At 69.9% G+C, this 19,699-nt stretch carries 18 protein-coding genes and 1 pseudogene; 8 read left to right on the forward strand and 11 right to left on the reverse strand.

Features of this window, described 5'->3' with window-relative positions:
* Positions 1-21: 21 nt before the first annotated feature.
* The 5 genes and pseudogenes from AC1VNH_RS05925 to AC1VNH_RS05945 all read right to left on the reverse strand — a co-directional run bounded on the left by AC1VNH_RS05925 (position 22) and on the right by AC1VNH_RS05945 (position 7,317).
* Positions 22-3,427 (reverse strand): annotated as a pseudogene (locus tag AC1VNH_RS05925) (error-prone DNA polymerase).
* Positions 3,427-4,965, reverse strand: a complete 1,539-nt coding sequence (locus AC1VNH_RS05930; RefSeq protein ID WP_483110311.1) for a DNA polymerase Y family protein — start codon at positions 4,963-4,965, stop codon at positions 3,427-3,429. Before AC1VNH_RS05930 ends, AC1VNH_RS05925 begins: the two are co-directional and overlap by 1 nt.
* On the reverse strand, positions 4,966-5,649 hold the full coding sequence (locus tag AC1VNH_RS05935; protein ID WP_243233519.1) for a hypothetical protein: 684 nt from the start codon (positions 5,647-5,649) through the stop codon (positions 4,966-4,968).
* A 142-nt stretch (positions 5,650-5,791) separates the two neighbouring features.
* Positions 5,792-6,385 (reverse strand): cysteine hydrolase family protein, encoded by a 594-nt coding sequence (locus AC1VNH_RS05940; RefSeq protein ID WP_483110312.1) that lies wholly within the window; start codon positions 6,383-6,385, stop codon positions 5,792-5,794.
* Positions 6,382-7,317, reverse strand: a complete 936-nt coding sequence (locus AC1VNH_RS05945) for a DMT family transporter (RefSeq protein WP_483110313.1) — start codon at positions 7,315-7,317, stop codon at positions 6,382-6,384. Before AC1VNH_RS05945 ends, AC1VNH_RS05940 begins: the two co-directional genes overlap by 4 nt.
* Before the next feature lie 40 nt (positions 7,318-7,357).
* Between AC1VNH_RS05945 and AC1VNH_RS05950 the strand changes: the two genes are divergently transcribed.
* Complete coding sequence (locus AC1VNH_RS05950; RefSeq protein ID WP_483110314.1) at positions 7,358-7,855, forward strand: MarR family winged helix-turn-helix transcriptional regulator; 498 nt, start codon at positions 7,358-7,360, stop codon at positions 7,853-7,855.
* 6 nt (positions 7,856-7,861) lie between these two features.
* Here the strand turns inward: AC1VNH_RS05950 and AC1VNH_RS05955 are convergent, their stop codons facing one another.
* From AC1VNH_RS05955 to AC1VNH_RS05965, 3 genes are all read right to left on the reverse strand, one after another.
* Positions 7,862-8,359 carry an HNH endonuclease gene (locus AC1VNH_RS05955; protein WP_137417646.1) on the reverse strand — a complete coding sequence of 166 codons (498 nt, stop codon included), beginning with the start codon at positions 8,357-8,359 and terminating at the stop codon, positions 7,862-7,864.
* A gap of 299 nt (positions 8,360-8,658) precedes the next feature.
* Entirely contained in the window at positions 8,659-9,543 is an 885-nt protein-coding gene (locus tag AC1VNH_RS05960) for a M23 family metallopeptidase (RefSeq protein ID WP_483110315.1), read from the reverse strand.
* 226 nt (positions 9,544-9,769) lie between these two features.
* Entirely contained in the window at positions 9,770-10,471 is a 702-nt protein-coding gene (locus tag AC1VNH_RS05965; protein WP_483110316.1) for an iron-dependent transcriptional repressor DtxR, read from the reverse strand.
* A 96-nt stretch (positions 10,472-10,567) separates the two neighbouring features.
* Here AC1VNH_RS05965 and serC point away from each other — a divergent pair, with 96 nt between their 5' ends.
* Positions 10,568-11,680 (forward strand): phosphoserine transaminase, encoded by a 1,113-nt coding sequence (serC, locus tag AC1VNH_RS05970; protein WP_483110317.1) that lies wholly within the window; start codon positions 10,568-10,570, stop codon positions 11,678-11,680.
* A 109-nt stretch (positions 11,681-11,789) separates the two neighbouring features.
* Here serC and AC1VNH_RS05975 read toward each other — a convergent pair whose 3' ends face one another.
* Genes AC1VNH_RS05975 through AC1VNH_RS05985 form a run of 3 tightly spaced genes read right to left on the reverse strand, consistent with a single transcriptional unit; the run spans position 11,790 to position 12,946 of the window.
* Positions 11,790-12,110 carry a hypothetical protein gene (locus AC1VNH_RS05975; RefSeq protein WP_483110318.1) on the reverse strand — a complete coding sequence of 107 codons (321 nt, stop codon included), beginning with the start codon at positions 12,108-12,110 and terminating at the stop codon, positions 11,790-11,792.
* 25 nt (positions 12,111-12,135) lie between these two features.
* Entirely contained in the window at positions 12,136-12,579 is a 444-nt protein-coding gene (locus tag AC1VNH_RS05980) for a DUF3027 domain-containing protein (protein WP_483110319.1), read from the reverse strand.
* Entirely contained in the window at positions 12,563-12,946 is a 384-nt protein-coding gene (locus tag AC1VNH_RS05985; RefSeq protein WP_137419171.1) for a cold-shock protein, read from the reverse strand. Before AC1VNH_RS05985 ends, AC1VNH_RS05980 begins: the two co-directional genes overlap by 17 nt.
* A 116-nt stretch (positions 12,947-13,062) precedes the next feature.
* Between AC1VNH_RS05985 and AC1VNH_RS05990 the strand changes: the two genes are divergently transcribed.
* The 6 genes from AC1VNH_RS05990 (at position 13,063) to AC1VNH_RS06015 (ending at position 19,674) form a co-directional block, all read left to right on the forward strand.
* Positions 13,063-13,338, forward strand: coding sequence for a multidrug ABC transporter ATPase (locus tag AC1VNH_RS05990; RefSeq protein WP_483110320.1), 276 nt, complete (start codon positions 13,063-13,065; stop codon positions 13,336-13,338).
* A gap of 2 nt (positions 13,339-13,340) precedes the next feature.
* Positions 13,341-15,062 (forward strand): helicase-associated domain-containing protein, encoded by a 1,722-nt coding sequence (locus AC1VNH_RS05995; protein WP_483110321.1) that lies wholly within the window; start codon positions 13,341-13,343, stop codon positions 15,060-15,062.
* Between the two features lie 47 nt (positions 15,063-15,109).
* Positions 15,110-16,771: a DNA repair helicase XPB gene (locus tag AC1VNH_RS06000; RefSeq protein ID WP_483110322.1), complete on the forward strand. Its 1,662-nt coding sequence runs from the start codon at positions 15,110-15,112 to the stop codon at positions 16,769-16,771.
* A gap of 57 nt (positions 16,772-16,828) precedes the next feature.
* Positions 16,829-17,515 carry a response regulator transcription factor gene (locus tag AC1VNH_RS06005; RefSeq protein WP_137417653.1) on the forward strand — a complete coding sequence of 229 codons (687 nt, stop codon included), beginning with the start codon at positions 16,829-16,831 and terminating at the stop codon, positions 17,513-17,515.
* A gap of 83 nt (positions 17,516-17,598) precedes the next feature.
* Entirely contained in the window at positions 17,599-19,278 is a 1,680-nt protein-coding gene (locus AC1VNH_RS06010; RefSeq protein ID WP_483110323.1) for a sensor histidine kinase, read from the forward strand.
* A gap of 108 nt (positions 19,279-19,386) precedes the next feature.
* A complete protein-coding gene (locus tag AC1VNH_RS06015; protein WP_483110324.1) occupies positions 19,387-19,674 on the forward strand; it encodes a WXG100 family type VII secretion target in 288 nt (95 codons plus the stop codon).
* The last annotated feature ends 25 nt before the right edge of the window (positions 19,675-19,699 follow it).

Below are 19,699 nucleotides of genomic sequence, written 5' to 3' on the forward strand. Positions count from 1 at the left end.
CGCCCGGGGGCCTTTGCCGCGTCATTGGAAGTCACGCGAACGGTGCGAGACCCCCACACGGAGATCCTCGAACGCATCCGCCACGAGGTTGGTGACCCCCTCCACCGAACGCTCCAGCATCCCGCGCACGATCAGCGCCGGCGAGTCGCGCACGATGCGTCGGTATCGGTTCCATACGCCGGTCGAGCAGATCACGTTCACCAGCCCGTGCTCGTCTTCGAGGTTCAGGAAGGTGATGCCGGATGCGGTCGCCGGCCGCTGCCGGTGGGTCACCAGCCCCGCCACCTGGATCCGTCGCCCCGACTCGTGGGCGCGCATCTCGCGCGAGGTCAGCACTCCTCGCGCATCCAACGCGGAACGGTAGTGGGTCAGCGGATGATCGTCGGTGGAGATGCCTGTCGCCCAGAGATCGGCCGCGAGCGTCTCGTAGCTCGACGGGTCGGGGAACAACGGCGGCTGCACCGCCATGACGGTGTCGGGGAGGAACTCCGCCCTATCCTGCGCGGCGGTACCGGCGGACCAGATGGCCTCGCGGCGGGTCAGCCCGAAGCAGTCGAAGGCACCGGCCGTCGCCAGCGCCTCCAGCTGCGCCACGGAGAGATCGCACCGGCGCACCAGATCGCGCATGTCGCGAAACGGCCCCTCCGCGTCGCGCGCGGCGACGATGCGTGCGGCGACCTTCTCACCGATGCCGGTCACCGCTGCGAGCCCCAGCCGCACCGCGAACGCACCGTCGCGGCGATGCGCGGCGGACTCGTCGGGAGCCGCTGCGTCGAAAGGCCCCACGGGCGGCTGCGGGCCGCAGCAGGCGTCCATCCCTGTCGGCTCGGTGCAGTCTCCGAACGGTTCGAGTCCGGCCTGGGCGCCCGAGAAGCTGCACATCGGGTCGACGCACCTCGACGCCGTGGCGCCGGGCATCCGCGGTCAGCGTGGCAGGTGAGTAGAAGCCCATGGGTTGCGCCCGCAGCAGCCCCGCGAGGAACGCCGCCGGGTAGTGCAATTTGATCCATGAGCTCGCGTAGACCAGAAGGCCGAACGAGAGCGAGTGCGACTCGGCGAACCCGAAGTTCGCGAACGCCTGGATCTTGCGGTAGATCGCATCCGCGTCCTCGTCGACGAGGCCGTGACGCGCCATTCCTGCGTAGAGCTTCTCCTTCAGCGAGTCGATCCGCTCCTGACCGCGTTTGGAGCCCATCGCCCGGCGCATGAGGTCGGCGTCCTCTCCGGAGAGATCGCCCACCACCATCGCCATCTGCATCAACTGCTCCTGGAAGACGGGGATCCCCTTGGTGCGCTCGAGCACCGGGATGAGGTCGGGATGCGGGTACGTCACCTCCTCGTGGCCGAGCTTGCGCCGCACGAACGGATGCACCGCTCCGCCCTGGATCGGACCGGGCCGGACGAGGGCGATCTCGATCACGAGGTCGTAGAAGGCCCGGGGCTGCAGGCGCGGCAAGAGCCCCATCTGCGCGCGCGATTCGACCTGGAACACCCCGATGGAATCGGCGCGGCACAGCATGTCGTAGACCGCCGCCTCCTCCTTCGGCAGGGAGCGCAGCTCCCACGTCTCCCCCGTCGCCGCGCGGATCAGATCGAAGCAGTACTGGAGGGCGGAGAGCATTCCGAGTCCGAGCAGGTCGAACTTGACCAGCCCCATCCACGCGGCGTCGTCTTTGTCCCACTGGATGACGGTGCGCCCCGGCATCCGAGCGTGTTCGATCGGCACGACCTCGCCCACCGGGCGTTCGGTGAGCACCATGCCGCCGGAGTGGATACCGAGGTGGCGCGGCGCCTTGAGCAGCTCGGTCGCATAGGCCACGACCTGATCCGGGATGTCGTGGTCAGGGGCGCTCTCGAGCGACGCCCCCCAGCGCTCGACCTGCTTCGACCAGGCGTCCTGCTGCCCGGGCGAGAACCCGAGCGCCCGTGCCATGTCGCGCACGGCGTTCTTGGGGCGGTACTGGATGACGTTGGCCACCTGCGCCGCACGCTCACGCCCGTACTGCTGGTAGACCCACTGGATGATCTCCTCGCGACGGTCGGAGTCGAAGTCGACGTCGATATCGGGCTCCTCGTCGCGCAGACTCGACAGGAACCGCTCGAAGGGCAGGTTGTAGGCGATCGCGTCGACCGCCGTGATGTCGAGCAGGTAGCAGACGGCGCTGTTCGCCGCCGAGCCACGGCCCTGGCAGAGGATGCCGCGGTCCCGGGCCTCCTGCACGATGCCGTGGACGATCAGGAAGTAACCGGGGAAGTCCTTCATCTCGATGACCTCGAGCTCGCGCTCGATGCGTCGGCGCTGATCCTCCGTGAGGTTGGGATAGTTGCGCGGCACCGCATCCCACACCAGTTGACGCAGCCACGACATGGGCGTGTGCCCCTCGGGAACGGGGAGCTTGGGCAGCGCGGGCGAAGCCTTCCGCAGCGAGAACGCCAGTTCGTCGGCGAGTTCCACACTGCGCGCGACCGCGCCGGGGTAGCGGGCGAAGCGGGCCGCCATCTCGGCGCCCGAGCGCAGGAACGCACCCCCGTGAGCGGGCAGCCACCCGTCAAGCTCGTCCATGCTGCGGTTGGCCCGCACGGCGGCGATCGCCGCGGCCAGGAGCCTGCGCTCGGGCACCGCGTAGTGCACGTTGCCGGTCGCGACGACGGGTAGCCGGCGCTCGGCGGCGAGGGCTGCGAGCACGTCGTTGGTCTGGGTGTCGCGGGGATCGCCGTGATCGATGAGCTCGACCTGCACCGCATCCCGTCCGAACAGGTCGATGAGCAGATCGAGCTCACGCGCCGCCCCCGCCGGCCCCTCGAGCGTGAGCGCTTGGCGCACGGCGCCCTTGCGGCATCCGGTGAACACGGCCCACTGCGGATCCTTCGGGCCGCCGGACTGCTCGGCGAGCTCGGTCACGTCGTACACCGGACGGCCCTTCTCGGCTCCCCGCAGCTGGGCGCGGGTGAGTGCACCGGCGAGACGGTGGTATCCCTCCTGCCCACGGGCGAGCACCAGCAGGTGGCGCCCGACCGGATCGGGGCGCCCCTTCTGCGGCGCGGGCAGATCGAGTGACAGCTCGGCACCGAACACGGTCTGCAGCCGGCGGGGCTCCGCCGCCTCCGCGAAACGCACCGAGCCGTAGAAGCCGTCGTGGTCGGTGACGGCCAGCGCATGCAGTCCCAGTCGCTCCGCCTGCTCGACGAGCTCTTCCGGCGAGGACGCCCCGTCGAGGAACGAGTACGACGAGTGGGCGTGCAACTCGGCGTAGGGCACGACCTGCTCGGGGCGCTCGATCGCCGGTGGCACATAGGGGCCGCGCTTGTGCGACCACGCCGGACTGTCGCCGCCGTCCGCCCCGGCGGGAACGGGCCTCGGCCGACGCGCGTCGCTGAGGGCGCGCTCGAGCTCCGACCACGGGACGGGCGGGTTGTGCCAGCCCATCAGTCGTACCTCGCCTCGACGCTCCAGCGGCCGCTCTCGTGCACGAGCAGCCAGGCGACCTGGGCCGCGTCGACGATCTGGAACCGGTGCGCAACCCGGCGGCGGGCCGCATCCCATTCCCGCTCGATGACCGTCCACGGTCCCGCCCACGAGAGCACCCCGCGACGGGCTCCCCCGACGGCGATGTCGGCGGGCGTTCCCGACAGCGCCCCGCGCTCATCGAGGAGAATGCGGGCGCCTTCGGCATCACGCACCTCCGCCGGACGGGGCTTGGGGAACACCGTGGTCGGCAGCGGCGCCGGCAGCGAACCGGGCCAGGGCAGCGACGCATCGCGCGAGGCGACCGCGCGGTCACCCCAGGGCACCATCACCTGTCGCTCGTCGAGCCAGCGCCCGCCGGCGATGACCGGCGTCAGAACGCTCCGATGCCCGAGCATCGCCTGCACTCGCGAGAGCGCGTGATGCACCTTCTCGCGCTCCCCCCGCCCGAACAGCCCCGGCACGTGGTGAGCCTGGTCGTCGACGGCCTCGGGAGAGATGCGCACGCGGGCCACAGGACTGCGCAGTTCCTGCTGCTCGGCAAGCTGCCAGCGCACCCGGTCCACGACCGCCGCGGCGTCGAAGGTGCCCGGATGCAGCCAGACCCGTTCGCTGCGCTCTGCCCGCTCCGACTCGAGCTCCACCCGCAGCTCGGTGCACACCAGCCGCAGCGCGTCGAGACGCGCGATGAACTCCTCAGCCGCCACCCGCATCCCGAACGCCGCCTGCTCGGCGAGCTCGACCGGCGGCTCGAACACGACCTCGCGATCGAGTTCGGGCGGCACCTCACGGGGGGTCACCGTACGGGAGTCCGCTCCCGCGGCGAGCGCCTGAAGCCGAACTCCCTGCTCTCCGAGGCGATCGCGGATGCCGTCGGTCGGCAGTTCGGCGAACGCGCCCAGCGTGTGGATGCCCAGGCGCGCCAGCAGCGAGGCGAGCGAGGTCTCGGCCCCGGCATCGTGCAGCAGTGTGGTGGGCAGGGGCGCGAGGAACGGGCCCGAAAGCCCCGGCGGTACACACCGGACCGGCGCCTCGGCGGTCGTTGCGGCGCGGGCAGCCTGCTCGGCGGTGAAGGGACCGTCGGCCACACCGATACGGACGTCGCTCACCCCCGCCTCGTGCAGCGCCGCACGCAGCACGTGCGCGGCCTCCTCCTCGCCGCCGTAGTACCGGGCGGGGCCCCGTGCCTTCAACGCGCACAGCCCCGAGCGGATGATCTGCACGTGCGGCGCGAGGCGTTCGATCGCCGCCACGAGCGGCGCGAAGGCGCGGTGGTCTCGCGCCGCATCCATCGCCACGATCCGCAGGCGAGGACAGGCGCCCTGCGCGTCGCGGCGACGCTGGCCACGGCGCACCCCCTCGGCGCGGGCCGCGGCGGAACAGGCGACCACGACGTTCTTCTCGATGACGGCGACCGCCGCCTCCTCCTCGCCGCTCTCGCGTTCGAAGGCGACCACCGGCCAGTCCGGGATCCAGACCACGAGAGTGCGCACGGGCATCTAGCCCACCGCCCTCATGGGCACGGGAGCTGCGGGAGCGACGGGAGTGAGGGCGCCGTCGCGATCGGGGAGCATGAGTCGCGCTCGCCGGGGCACGGGCGAGCGGCGCGACTGCACGGCGATCGTCACCGTGCGCGACGACAGGTAGCCGTAGCCGTCGCCGAGGCCGTCCCACCGGGAATCGACGATCTGCAGAGCGGCCTCCGCCTGCGGCCACACCCCCTGCACCAGAAGGCTCGCTCCGCGATCGCGCAGTCGCGCCATGAAGCGGGAGGCCTCGGCATCCGACACCGCTCCGGCAGGCCGCACGGCGACCACCGGCATGACCTCGGCGAGGGTCGCGGCCACGGCGAGCCAGCGCGGGCCGGGCTCGGGGACGAGGACGAGGCGCTCGAGCGCCACCCCCAGTCCCGCCGCGGCCTCGGCGCCCAGCTCCGGCATCCCCACGGCCGCGCACCACGCCCCCTCGCGCGAGGGGCGTGCGAGCAGCGAGAGCAGCAACGACGTCGAGGGGGCGACCGTGTACGCGGAGCCGGCGCGAAGCCCTCCACCCGGAAGGAGCTCCGCCAGCGCCGGATGCACCGGCCGCACGGCCGCATCCATCCGCCGCCCCTGAACGCGCTCGAGCTGCGCGCGGAGGCGGTGAACCTCGCCCACGGCGTCTTCTCGCACGATCACCTTCACTCCGACAGGCTAGAACGGATGTTCTAGTTCTTCAATGTCAGATTCGAAGATACGAACGAGTTCGGACATCCTCTTCGCACGCAGACCCGCGACGTCTGCACGAGGAGTGGGGCAGGCGGCACCCTACGTGCCGCCTGGGACATCAGGTCAGCGATCGATCGTGCACACGTCGCTCGGATCCGACGATCTCGGCCGTCGTCCGGATGCGGGCGAACCCGCCTTGCTGAAGAACGAGGGCCGTGGTCGCCATGATCTCCGCCGCCGTGCGCGTCACACGCCCCATACCGCTGATCTCGGCATCGAGATCGAAGGTGCGGGTCGCATCCCACACCACCGTGGTGTCGTATCCGAGATTGCCCGCCATGCGCGCCGTCGTCTCGACGCACATGTTGGTCTGGATGCCGCAGATCAGCAGCTCCCCTATGCCCCGCTCCTGCAACCAGGCATGCAGGTCGGGGTCGCCGTAGAACGCGGAGTTCACGCTCTTGGTGACCAGCAGCGCGGCCGGGGCGCGGTCGACGACATCGACGAGCGCGTTGCCCGCGGCGGACGGGTGCAGCACGGATGTCTCGCTGCGCGAGTCGTGACGGACCACGACGACCGGGATACCCTCGAGTTCGGCATACCGCAACAGCGCGGCGACGTTCTGCTCGCACGGCGGATTCGCCGTCGGCCCCCAGAACTCCAGGTCGTCGAACCCCTTCTGCATGTCGATCACCACGAGCGCGCGCGTCATGCCTTCATCCCACCACGCGGCACCGGCACCGGCGCCTCATCCGACTGCCGACCAGCGGCCGATTCCTGCCGCCGCATGCGGCGGCGATGCGGCAGCACGCCCCACACCACACCGCCGAGCACGAGGACGAGCCCGAACACCTGCGCGGGACCGAACGACTCTCCCGCGAGCACGACCCCCAGCACGACGCCGGTGACCGGATTCAGCAACCCGACGAGGCCGACCGCGGCGGCGGGCAGCCGCTGGAGACCGGCGAACCAGGCCGCGTATGCCACCGCTGTGCCGATGAGCATGACGTAAGCGAACCCGATGAGAGCCTCGGGCGTGAGGTGCGGGGGCGGCCCCTCGACGACCAGCGCGACGGGCACGAGAACGATGGAGCCCGCCAGCAGCTGCCACGACGTCATCGCGAGGGCCGGCACCTCCTGCCCCCAGCGCGAGGTGAGGACGAAGCCGAAGGACGAGGCGACCATGGCCCCCAGCGAGGCGGCGATACCCCACGGGTCGACCGAGCCCGCGCCGACACCGAGCATCAGCACGACGCCCGCGATCCCGACCGCCGCGCCCAGCGCGGCGGCGACGCGCGGCCGCTGCCCCAGCAGCACCCACGCGAAGAGCATGATGCATGCCGCCGAGGTGGACATGAGGGTCGCCGCCAGGCTCGACGGAAGCCGCTGCCCGACGATGTAGATCAGCACACTGAAGCCGCCGACGTTCAGCACTCCCAGCAGCAGGGACCGCCACCACCAGGAGCCGCGCGGGAGGCGGCGGGCGAACAGCAGCACGAGCAGCCCCGCGGGCAGACACCGGATGACAGCACCCCATAGCGGCACGTCGGGCGGCAGCAGATGCCGGGTCACGACGTAGGTGCTTCCCCACGCGATCGGCGCGATGGCAGTGATGAGGACCCATCGTCGCCATTTACCTTCCATGGAAGGAAATACTACCTTCCATGGAAGATATTGTGGTCGCATGAGCGGAACCGAGGATCGCGTCAGCCGCATCCAAGACGACTGGCGACGGGAGCGTCCCGATCTCGACCCGTCCCCCCAGGGCGTCATCGGCCGCATCCACCGGGTGGGCATGGCCCTCACCCGCGAGCTCACCGCGGTCTACGCCCGCTTCGGGCTCACCGAGGCGGAGTTCGACCTGCTCGCCTCACTCCGGCGGGCGGGCGCGCCCTACAGCCGGCCGGCCGGCGAGCTGGCAGAGCACACGATGGTCACCTCGGGCGGACTCACCAAGCGGGTCGACCGCCTCATCGAGCGCGGCCTCGTCACGCGCTCAGGATCGGACGCCGACGGCCGACGCCGCCTGGTCCGACTGACGGATGCCGGGCGCGCGCTGATCGATGACGCCTTCACCGCCCACATCGCCAACGAACACCGACTGGTCCGGATGCTGGACGCACCGGATGCGGAGCAGCTCGCCCGCATCCTGCAGCACTGGAGCGAGCGGCTCGAGCGATAGCAGGGCTCAGGCGGCGAGCGCCAGGTACGGCTCCCACCGGGGATCGGCACGCTCGGTTCCGCGCACGCTCCAACCCGAGCCGTGCGGCACGTCGGGCACGAGCCGCAGCGTCCACGACATCTCCTGCGGCGTGCGATCCCCCTTGACGTTGTTGCAGCGCAGGCAGCACGCCACCAGGTTCTGCCAGGTGTCGCGCCCGCCGCGCGAACGCGGCAGCACGTGGTCGATGGTGGATGCGGCCTTCCCGCAGTACGCGCAGCGGTGTCCGTCGCGGCGCAGCACTCCCCGGCGGGTCACCGGCACGTTGCGCACGTTCGGTATGCGCACATAGCGGGTGAGGATGATGACCGCGGGCCGGTCATAGATCTGCGTCGTGCCCCAGATCGGCACGTCCTCGACGCGTTCGACGATGGTCGCCTTCTCGTTCATGACGAGCACGAGCGCTCGCTTGAAGGAGACGACGGCCAATGGCTCGTAGCCGGCGTTCAGCACCAGTGTGCGCATTCCTTGTCCTCTCGAATGGCCCGGACGGCTTCGCGGATATTCGATTCGATGGACGCATCGGGGGTGCGGAGGCATGAAAAAAGGCGCTGTCTCATGGACAGCGCCTTGAACACACGGGAAACCCGTGAGTGTCGGTCACGTGATGCCGAAGGACGAGCAGACCGAGCGCATCCATGGTTCGGATGCGTGGTGAACTGCCCATCGGCGCCCTCCGCTTCTCTCAGCGTCGTGCCCTCAGGGTAGCCCACCGCGACGCGCCCGGGACGCGTGCTTGATGAACTCTCGGAATCGTGTCGGGGTCAGCCCGCGTTGGCCTGCAGCCATGCGTACGGGTCGACAAGGCCGCCGCCGATGCGCACCTCGAAGTGGAGGTGGTTGGCGGTGGAGGAGCCCGTGCTTCCCATCAGGCCGATGATCTGACCGGCCTCGACGTAGTCACCGGGGTTCACCAGGGTCTGCGTCATGTGGCCGTACAAGGTCGTGACACTCTGGCCGTTGATCACGCTGTCGAGCACGACCGCGTACCCGTAGCCGTAGTACCAGCCCGCGACGCGCACGGTGCCCGCGGCGGCGGCGAACTCGGGGGTGCCTGCCGCACCGAGCAGGTCGACGCCCTGGTGGTAGCCGTCGGCGCCGAATCCGCGGCCGACGCGGATCTGCGACATGTCGAGAGGCCAGCGCACGGCACCGCTGCCGGGGGCGACCATGTTCAGGTCGATGTTGGCGGCGGAGAAGGAGGCGGCGGAACCGGCGGCGGCGATGCGCGCGGCAGCGGCTTCGGCGGCCTTCTTCTTCTCGACCTCTTCGGGCGTGGTCGCGCCGTAGCTGCCGCGGTCGAGATCTGCCGAGGTCACCGTGGAGGCGACGACGAGCGACTGCGGGTTCTCTGCAGCGACCTGCTCGATCGTGGCTGCATCCGCATTGCCGTTGAAGGCTGCGTAGGCGGGAAGGGCGACGGTCGCGACGAGACCGCCGACCATGCTCAGGATCACGACGCTGCGCAGGGGCTTGCGGAAGCTGCGGCCGGTGCGGGCCGGGCGGGCGGCGCGTGCGACAGCGGTCTTGGTGCGGGTCACCTGACCCTGGGCGGTACGAGCCAGTTCGCGCATGCTGCGGCGACTGGTCACGGGATTCGCGGCGGCCTCGGGCGCGCCTACCGACGAATCGTCGTTCTGTTCAGCCAAATCATCCTCCGGCGCCTCCGCGCTCATGGCGCTGGCTCGTCGGCACTCGATGTCGGGGCACGATATGCGGGTTGCACCACACGGACGACGAGCCGGAGAGGCAATCCGTGCGGGATCCATCGGTGGGCTTCTCACCTGCGGACTGTCCGAGGCTACCGGAAGGTAACGAATAAGTCACGCCAGCGCGGGCCGGATCAATGCCCCGATGGGCTGTGGAGAGCCGCTCTCAGCGGGCGTCGGCGACGAGGAAGATGTGGCCGGCGACCTCGACGGGAAGCTCCAGCCCCTCGTCGGATCCGTCCATCTGCACGAGGACGTAGCCCTCGTTGTACTGGAACGATCCGGCGGCACCGGGGACGACGCCGGCGGCGCGCAGCTGCTGCAGGAGTTCGGGATCGACCTGCGCGGGCTCGGCGAGTCGACGCACGGTGCCGGTGATCGGGCCGCCCTCGGCGTCGAGCTTGCGGACCAGACCCACGACACCCTCTTCGAACGTGGAGGTGGGCAGATCCCCCAACTGGTCCAGACCCGGAATGGGGTTGCCGTAGGGCGACTCGGTGGGGTGTCCGAGCAACTCGACGAGCCGACGCTCCACCTGCTCGCTCATGACGTGCTCCCAGCGGCAGGCCTCTTCGTGGACGTACGCCCAGTCGAGCCCGATCACGTCGCTGAGCAGACGCTCGGCGAGGCGGTGCTTGCGCATGACGTCGACGGCCTTCTGCCGACCGGAACCCGTCAGCTCGAGCGAGCGGTCGTCGGAGACGATGACGAGACCGTCGCGCTCCATCCGACCGACGGTCTGCGAGACGGTCGGGCCGGAGTGACCGAGGCGTTCGCTGATGCGTGCACGCAGCGGAACGATGTTCTCCTCCTCGAGCTCGAGGATGGTGCGCAGATACATCTCTGTCGTGTCGATCAGGTCGGTCATGAACGTGTCCTCGAAGTCATAGGGGCCCGAAGAGAGCCTATCCAACGTGACGATGGTCACGGCGGTCGGCGGCGAGCACGCCCCTAGAATCGAGCCATGTCCCACGTCGTGCTCCCTCGCGAGATCCTGCCCGCCGACGGCCGCTTCGGATGCGGTCCCTCGAAGATCCGCCCGGAGCAGGTCGCTGCTCTGGCCGAGCGCGGTTCGTCGCTGCTGGGCACTTCGCACCGCCAGGCTCCCGTCAAGAACCTCGTCGCGAGCGTGCGGGAGGGCCTCGCGGCGCTGCTGCGCCTGCCCGAGGGCTACGAGATCGTCGTCGGCAACGGCGGATCGACCGCGTTCTGGGATGCGGCCGCGTTCGGTCTCATCGAGAACCGCGCGCAGAACCTGGTGTTCGGGGAGTTCGGCGGCAAGTTCGCCGCAGCCGCGGCGGCACCGTGGCTGCAGGCGCCCGACGTCCGTAAGGCCGCGCCCGGCACGAGCGCCTCCCCCGAGGCCGTGGAGGGCGTCGACGTGTACGCCTGGCCGCACAACGAGACCTCGACCGGCGTCGCCACCCGCATCGCCCGCGTCGCCGGGGATGCCGGCGCACTGACGGTGATCGACGCGACGAGCGCGGCGGGCGGCATCGACTTCGACGTCGCGGAGACCGACGTCTACTACTTCGCCCCGCAGAAGAACCTCGGCTCCGACGGCGGCCTGTTCTTCGCGGCCGTCTCGCCCGCGGCGATCGAGCGGATCGAGCGCATCGCCGCATCCGGCCGCTATATCCCGGAGTTCCTGAGCCTGAAGAACGCGCTCGACAACTCCCGCCTGCAGCAGACGCTCAACACTCCGGCGCTGTCGACGCTGGTGCTGCTCGACGAGCAGGTGCGCTGGATCAACACCAGCGGCGGCCTGACCTGGGCGGCTGCTCGCACCGCCGAGTCGTCCAAGGTGCTATACGACTGGGCCGAGGCGTCGAGTGTGGCAACGCCCTTCGTCGCCGATGTCGCCGACCGCTCCCCCGTGGTCGTCACAATCGACTTCGACGAGAGCGTGGATGCGGCGGCCGTGGCCGCGAGCCTGCGCGAGAACGGCATCGTCGACACGGAGCCGTACCGCAAGCTCGGACGCAATCAGCTGCGGGTGGCGACGTTCACCTCGATCGATCCCGACGACGTGCGCCAGCTGACGCGCAGCATCGACTACACCCTCGAGCACCTCTGACCGGAGGGGCTCCGCACCCCTGCCGGGTGAGTACACGTTCGCCGGGTGAGCATTCGATGTGATGCTCACCCGGCGAACGGATGCTCAGTGGGCGTCGCCCGTGGCGGACTCAGTCCTCGGACTCGTCCTCGTCGGAGTCATCCTCGTCGGAGTCGTCCTCGTCGGAGTCGTCATCGCCGGGATCCTCGTCTTCGTCGTAGTCGTCGTCGAGCTCGTCGATGTCGACGCCGTCGACATCGCCCGCGTGCAGGATCGACTCGCCGCCGTCCTCCGCGTCGTCTTCCTCGTCTTCCGACTCGTCGAGGTCGTCCGCATCCTCGTCGGAGTCGTCGTCCTCGGCGTCGTCGTCATCGTCCTCGGCTTCCGCGGCCGCCTCTGCCGCCGCGGCCTGCTGGGCGTGGTACTCCGCCAGGCGCGTCGCCCACGGCACCCACTCGGGCGCAAGGAGGGCACCGTCACCCGGCAGCAGCTTCGACCTCGAGGACCGTGGGCTCGGCTCCCTCGACGCGCGCCAGCGAAACCGTCCAGTACCAGCCCGGGTATCCGGCCAGGCGGTTCTCGAAGCGGAGCGAGACGACACCGTCGGGCTCGAGCGTGTACCCGGCCGCCGGCCCCACGGTCTGGGGCTTGGTGATCTCGTGGAGAGCGGAGAGCGCCAGCTCATGAGCGGCGAGAAGCTCGGCATCCGGCTCACGAGGCTCGGTTTCAGCCTCGACCTCGGGCTCGGGCTCGGCCTCAACCTCGAGCTCGGGCTCGGGCTCGACGGTGTCGGCATCGCCGATGGCGGCTTCCTCCGCCGCCACCTCCGTCACGACGGCTTCGTCGGCCTGCGCGACGAGCTCCGCATCGACGGCCTCGTCGGAGACCGGCTCTGCGCCGGACTCAGGCGTCGAGGTCATCGGCTACCTTGCGCAGCACCGCAGCGATCTTCTTGGAGTGCGACGACGACGGGTAGCGCCCACGACGCAGGTCACCGCCGATCCCGTCGAGCAGCTTCACGAGGTCTTCGAGGATGATCGCCATGTCGTCGGCGGGCTTGCGCGCACGCTTCGCGAGGCTGACGGGGGCATCCAGCACCCTCACCGACAGCGCCTGCAGACCACGCTTGCCGTCGGCCACACCGAACTCAAGCCGCGTCCCGGGCTTGACCGAGGTCGTGCCCTGCGGGAGAGCCGTGGCGTGAAGAAAGACGTCCTGACCGTCATCCGAGGAGATGAAGCCGAACCCCTTCTCCTCGTCGTAGAACCTGACCTTGCCGGTGGGCATGGACACCTCGCTGCTGCTCTGCACCCGAAATCGTTCGCGGGCGCGACGGAACGCGGATCGGAAGATCCCCTGGTTCCAGCCTACGACACCCCCGGCGAGGCGATAGGCTGATGCGGATGAGCAAGCCCACGCCCGACGGCGACCTCCCGGTCAGCCGCCTCGACCGCATCCTCGCGTTCATGGCGCTGGGGCTTCTCGCGCTCTCGGTGCTGTCGTTCCTGTCGATCATGATCAGCACCGCGATGGGCCTCACCCACGAGGACTACGGCACGGGCATCTGGCCCGCCGTGAGCGCCGTCGTCTACATCGCTCCCCCGCTGGCATTCGTGCTCATGCTCACCGTCATCATCCGCGCCTTCATCAGAAGGGCTCGGGCGAACCGAGCCAGGTGACGGTGGCGGGCCCCTCGGACGAACGCGCGCTGGCGTCGCTGCTTGCCGCGTCCGGCGACGAGGAACTGGCCCAGCTCTTCGCCGCACGAAAGCTCCCGCCGTCGACCCCCGCGCAGGATTTCTTCGACGTCGCGGCAACGCTTCTCACCGACGCCAGCGTCGATCGCGCCCTGACGCGACTCGCCGCACCCGAACTCGCCGCCCTGGCCGCCGCGCAGACGGGGCCGGTAGCTGCGCCCCTTCGTTCAGCGCTCGCATCCCGTGCCCTGCTCGATGCCGACGGTGTCCCGTTCCAGACGGTGCGGTCGCGACTGGCCGAACGGGCCGGGTCCGAGGCCTTCACCTCCCCCGCGGTGGCGCCTCTCGCCCCCGCGGATCCGCAGAGCGTCGCGGCTGCCGCGGAGCGCGCTTTCGAGCAGGTCGCCTCGCTCGCCGACATCCTGCTCGCTGCCGCATCCGCTCCCCTGTCGCGCACGGGCGCCGGCGCGATCAGCGCGACCGAACGCCGTCGACTCATCGACGACGGCGCGGTCGCCTCGGCGGAACAGCTCGAGGATCTCATCGTGCTCGGAGCCGACGCGGGGCTGCTCAGCGACGAGGATCGCAGCTGGCAGGCGACGGATGCGGCACCCGAGTGGCTCGACGAGGGCACGAGCGACCGGTGGGGCGAAGTGGCGTCGGCGTACGTGCGCGCTCTCCCCGAGGCTCTACGCACTCCCGAAGGAGGCTTCCTCCCGCCTCCCGCGTGGCCGGGCGTCTACCGCCTCGACCCCGAATGGCCGGAACAGGCTGCGGCACTGGTGCGCCGGGGGGTGCTGTGGGGGGTTCTCGCCGACGACGGGCTGCTGCCCTGGACGGCGCAGCTGTCCCGCACGGGAGAAGTGGACACCCGCACCCTGACGACGGCCCTGCCGCCGGAAGTCGACAAGATCTACCTGCAGGCCGATCTTTCCGCGATCTCTCCCGGCCCGCTCGCGCCGCGACTCGAGCAGCGCCTGCGTCGGATGGCGACACGCGAGACCAGGGCGCAGGCCTCGACCTATCGTTTCACCGCCGAGTCGTTGACAGCCGCGATGAGCGGCGGCGAGAGCGCGGAGTCCGTGCACGCCTTCCTGTCCGAGATCTCGCTCACCGGCATCCCCCAGCCGCTGGCGTATCTCATCGACGCGACCGCGGCGCGTCACGGCGCGATCCGCGTCGGCACGGATGCCGCCACGGGCCGTACGGTGGTGCGCAGCTCGTCCCCGCAGCTGCTGGCGACCATCGCCGTCGATCAGTCGCTGCGCCCCGTCGGTCTCGTGGAGCACGAGGGCGCCCTCGTCTCGCGCGCCGGGCGGGACGCCGTGTACTGGTCGCTCGTGGATGCGCGCTACCCCGTGGTCGCCGTCGACGAGAACGACCACCTCGAGCGGGTCTTGCGCCGCTCGAGGCGACAGGCCGCGTCCGAGCCGCCCCCGCGCGAACAGTACCGGGAGCTCATCGCGGCCCTGCGCGGCGCGCAGTCCGGGGACGCGGACGCCGCCTGGCTCGAGCGGGAACTCGAACAGGCGGTGCGCGCTCGCGCGACGATCGACGTCACGGTGAGCCTGCCGGACGGTTCGACGAGGGTCTTCGCGCTCGAGGCGACGGGCCTCGGCGGCGGACGCCTGCGTGGCCTCGACCGTGCCGCCGACGTCGAGCGCACGCTGCCGATGACGAGCATCGTCTCGGTGAGCCCGCGCTGACGGCGAGCCGACCCTCATCCGCCGCCGCACCGGTAAACTCGACGGTTATGTCCGACGGCCCCCTGATCGTCCAGAGCGATCGCACGGTTCTGCTCGAAGTCGCCCACCCCGAGTCCGAGAACGCACGGCACGAGCTGGCCGTCTTCGCCGAGCTCGAGCGTGCTCCCGAGCACATCCACACCTACCGCATCACGCGCCTCGGACTGTGGAACGCCCGCGCTGCCGGACACGACGCGCAGGACATGCTCGACACCCTCGACCGCTGGTCGCGCTTCCCCGTGCCGCCGTCGGTCGCCACCGACATCCGCGAGACCGTCGGCCGCTACGGACGCCTCGTCATCGAGCGAGGTCCGTACGGCGACGACGAGGCCGCCCTCTTGCTGCGCTCCACGGATGCGGCCGTGCTCGCCGAGGTCTCCCGCAACAAGCGCATCCAGCCCCTGCTCATCGCGCACCCCTCCCCGGGCGTTCACGTGATCGACGCCTGGGCGCGGGGTCAGATCAAACAGGAGTTGCTGAAGATCGGCTGGCCCGCCGAAGACCTGGCCGGCTACACCCCCGGCACCCCGCATCCGATCGACCTCGAAGAGACCGACTGGTCGCTGCGGCCCTACCAGCGTCAGGCCGTGGACATCTTCACGGAGGGCGGCTCCGGCGTCGTCGTGCTCCCCTGTGGCGCGGGCAAGACCCTCGTGGGGGCGGCCGCCATGGCCGACACCAAGACGACGACGCTCATCCTCGTGACCAACGCCGTGAGCGCGCGCCAGTGGCGCGACGAGTTGCTCAAGCGCACCACCCTCACCCCTGAGGAGATCGGCGAGTACTCGGGCCAGGTCAAAGAGGTCAAGCCCGTCACGATCGCGACCTATCAGATCCTCACCGCGAAGCGGAAGGGCGAGTACGCGCACCTCGCGCTGCTCGATGCCCTGGACTGGGGCCTCGTGGTCTACGACGAGGTGCATCTGCTTCCGGCACCCGTGTTCAAGCTGACCGCCGATCTGCAGGCTCGACGCCGCCTCGGCCTCACGGCGACGCTCGTGCGCGAGGACGGACGCGAGGGCGACGTCTTCAGCCTCATCGGCCCCAAGCGCTTCGACGCGCCCTGGAAGGAGATTGAAGCCCAGGGGTTCATCTCCCCGGCCGCCTGCTTCGAGGTGCGCGTCGACCTGCCCGCCGACGAGCGGCTCGAATACGCCGCAGCCGTCGACGAGGACCGCTATCGTCTGGCCGCCACGGCCCCGGCGAAGATCGACGTCGTGCGGGCCCTCGCCGCACGGCACAGCGACGAGCAGATCCTCGTGATCGGCCAGTACCTCGACCAGATCGACATCATCGCCGAGGCGCTCGGCGCCCCGAAGATCACCGGCGCGACCCCCGTCGACGAGCGCGAACAGCTCTATCAGGCCTTCCGTGAGGGAACGGTGCCGCTGCTCGTGGTGTCGAAGGTCGCCAACTTCTCGGTCGACCTGCCGGATGCGTCCGTGGCGATCCAGGTCTCCGGATCGTTCGGGTCCCGCCAGGAGGAGGCGCAGCGTCTCGGACGCCTCCTGCGGCCGAAGAGCAACGGCCACACGGCCAGCTTCTACACGCTCATCGCCCGCGACACCGTCGATCAGGACTTCGCGCAGAACCGTCAGCGATTCCTGGCAGAGCAGGGCTACAGCTACACGATCCTGGATGCGGACGACCTCTTGGCCGCAACGCGCTGACCCGCCGGGAAGGCCCGCATCCAGCCATCCCACCGAATCGGTCACCATAATGGGCCTATGACCGCACCGCGCATCCTCGTCGTCGACGACGAACCGAACATCCGCGACCTGCTCATCACGAGTCTGAAGTTCGCCGGTTTCCAGGTTCGCGCCGTCTCCAACGGGGCACAGACGATCTCGGCCGTCCTCGAGGAGGAGCCGGATCTCATCGTGCTCGATGTCATGCTGCCCGACATGAACGGCTTCAGCGTGACCAAGCGCCTCCGCGAGGCCGGATACACCGCTCCGATCCTCTTCCTCACCGCGAAGGACGACACCGAAGACAAGATCACCGGACTGAACGCCGGTGGCGACGACTATGTCACCAAGCCGTTCTCGCTCGACGAGATCGTCGCCCGCATCCAGGCGATCCTGCGCCGCACGATGCAGGCGGACGAGGAGTCGGTGATCCGCGCCGGCGAGATCACCATGGACCAGGACACCCACGACGTGTACGTGGGCGACGCGCAGATCGAGCTGAGTCCCACCGAGTTCAAGCTGCTGCGCTACCTCATGCTCAACCCGAACCGGGTGCTGTCCAAGGCTCAGATCCTCGACCATGTCTGGGAGTACGACTTCAACGGTGACGCGGGCATCGTCGAGAGTTACATCTCGTACCTGCGTCGCAAGATCGATCCGCACTCCTCCGAGCCCCTCATCCAGACCAAGCGCGGCTTCGGCTACATGCTGAAGACCAAGTCCTGACACCGGAGCGCGCCCTGGGCACCGAGAGCGACAGCGTCACACGCTGGTGGCGCGGGATCAGCCTGCGCGCGAAGGTGACCGGCGTGACGGTGGCGGTGCTCGTCATCGGGCTGCTCGCGGCAGGGCTGGGCACCATGGTGTTCCTGCGCACGACGCTGCTGACGAACCTCGACCAGAACCTCAAGCAGGTCGCCCAGTCCGCGATCGCGAGTGCGCTGGTGGAAGCCACGATCGACTCCGACGGCAACCTCGAGTTCGCACCGCGAGCGGAAGCCGGTGGCACCGCCTACACGGTGGCGCTGTACGCGTGCACGGCGGAGGGCACACGGCTCGCGGTCGCGGGAGGCCAGGACGCGTCCACGACGCCGGTGCTTCCCGACACCTATCCCTGCGACCGCGCCTACATCGACCAGGACACCGTCACGACGCTCGACGGCAGTGAGAACTCGAACTTCCGCGCCACGGTGATCGTGACCCCCGTCGAGGGCACCAACGCGACCGTCGTGCAGCTGGTGGCCGTGCCCACCGGTCCGACGGAGCGCATCGTCGCGACCTATCTCGGCATCTACGCGATCCTGGCGCTGGTCATCGTGATCGCGAGCGCCTTCCTCATCCGGTGGGTCGTGACCCTCACCTTCCGCAGCCTCGGACAGGTGGAGCGCACGGCCGATGCGATCGCCGGCGGCGACTTCAGTCAGCGCATGACCGACATCGAGCCCGACACCACCGAGGTCGGCCGCCTCAAGCGCGCCATCAACACGATGCTCGGACGCGTCGATGCGGCCATCTCACAGCGCGACGCCACCGTGCGCCAGATGCGCCGGTTCATCGGCGATGCGAGCCACGAGCTGCGCACACCCCTCGTGACCGTGCGCGGTTACGCGGAGCTCTACCGGATGGGTGCGATCCCGGATGCCGATGCCACCGCGCAGGCCATGGAGCGCATCGAGAAGGAGGCCATGCGCATGACCTCCATGGTCGAGGATCTCCTGGCCCTCGCACGCCTCGACGAGAAGCGCGACCTCGTGCTCTCGCCCGTCGATCTGCGCCCCATCGCCCGCGACGCGGCGCTGGATGTCGGCGCCTCGGCGCCGCAGCGCAGCGTGAGCGTGATCGACACGACCTCCTCCGCTCCCGAGCCGCTGCGCACACCCCCGGTGTCGACCTCGCCGCACACGCCCGCAGAGGTGCCGCCGCGTCGGCGCGGAGCCGTTCCCACGGCCGCGATCACTCTCGCCGCCCGCCTGCGGCGACGCACACGGGAGGGCGGCGAAACCGGCGAGGTGCATCCGCTGCCGGTTGCCTTCCATCCGCGCACCCCGATGATGCCGCCCGTCGTGATGGGCGAAGAGAACCGCATCCGTCAGGTCGTCGCGAACCTTCTGGGCAACGCGCAGCGCTTCTCCGCGGAGGACTCCCCCATCGAGCTGCGCGTGGGCACGGACCTCGAGACCCGCATGGGCTGGATCGACGTGATCGACCACGGCGAAGGCATTCCCGAGCAGATCCGCACCCAGATCTTCCAGCGGTTCTGGCGCGCCGACACCTCGCGCGCCCGGGAGACGGGCGGATCGGGGCTCGGCCTGTCGATCGTCGCCTCGATCGTGGAATCGTTGCAGGGAACCGTCGAGGTGCGCGACAGCGAGGGCGGCGGAGCGACCTTCCGGGTCTCGCTCCCCCTCGCCGTGGACCAGGATGCGTCCGCGCACCTGCTCATCGACACCCAGCCCTTGGAGCGTCTACCGGATCTGCCGCTGTCCTGATCTCCCCAACCGGCACGATCCGGCGCGTGCTCCCCGTCCCCGCGGCAGGGTCGGCGGCGCGAGGGACGCGGCCCCTAACGTCGGAGGCTCCGATAGAGAGGGGCTCCCATGGCGACCTTCGCCGTAGACAGCGAACAAGTGGCCGCAGCGACCATCGCGATCCGTGGAACCATCGACCGACTGCAGGGAGAGTCCACGGCACTGCTCGCGCAGCTCGGCGCACTCCAGAGCTCGTGGACCGGCGCCGCATCCGGCATGTTCCAAGGAACGATCGAACAGTGGCGCGCCGCCCAGCGCACCGTGGAGGATGCCCTCGCGAGCATCCATGTGGCGCTGGGCGTGGCCGCGCAGCACTACACCGAGGCGGAGCAGGCGAACATGACGCTGTTCCGCTGACGTCTCCGGTTCCCCCGCCGGAACA

The organism is Microbacterium sp. KU4F, from assembly GCF_056868075.1.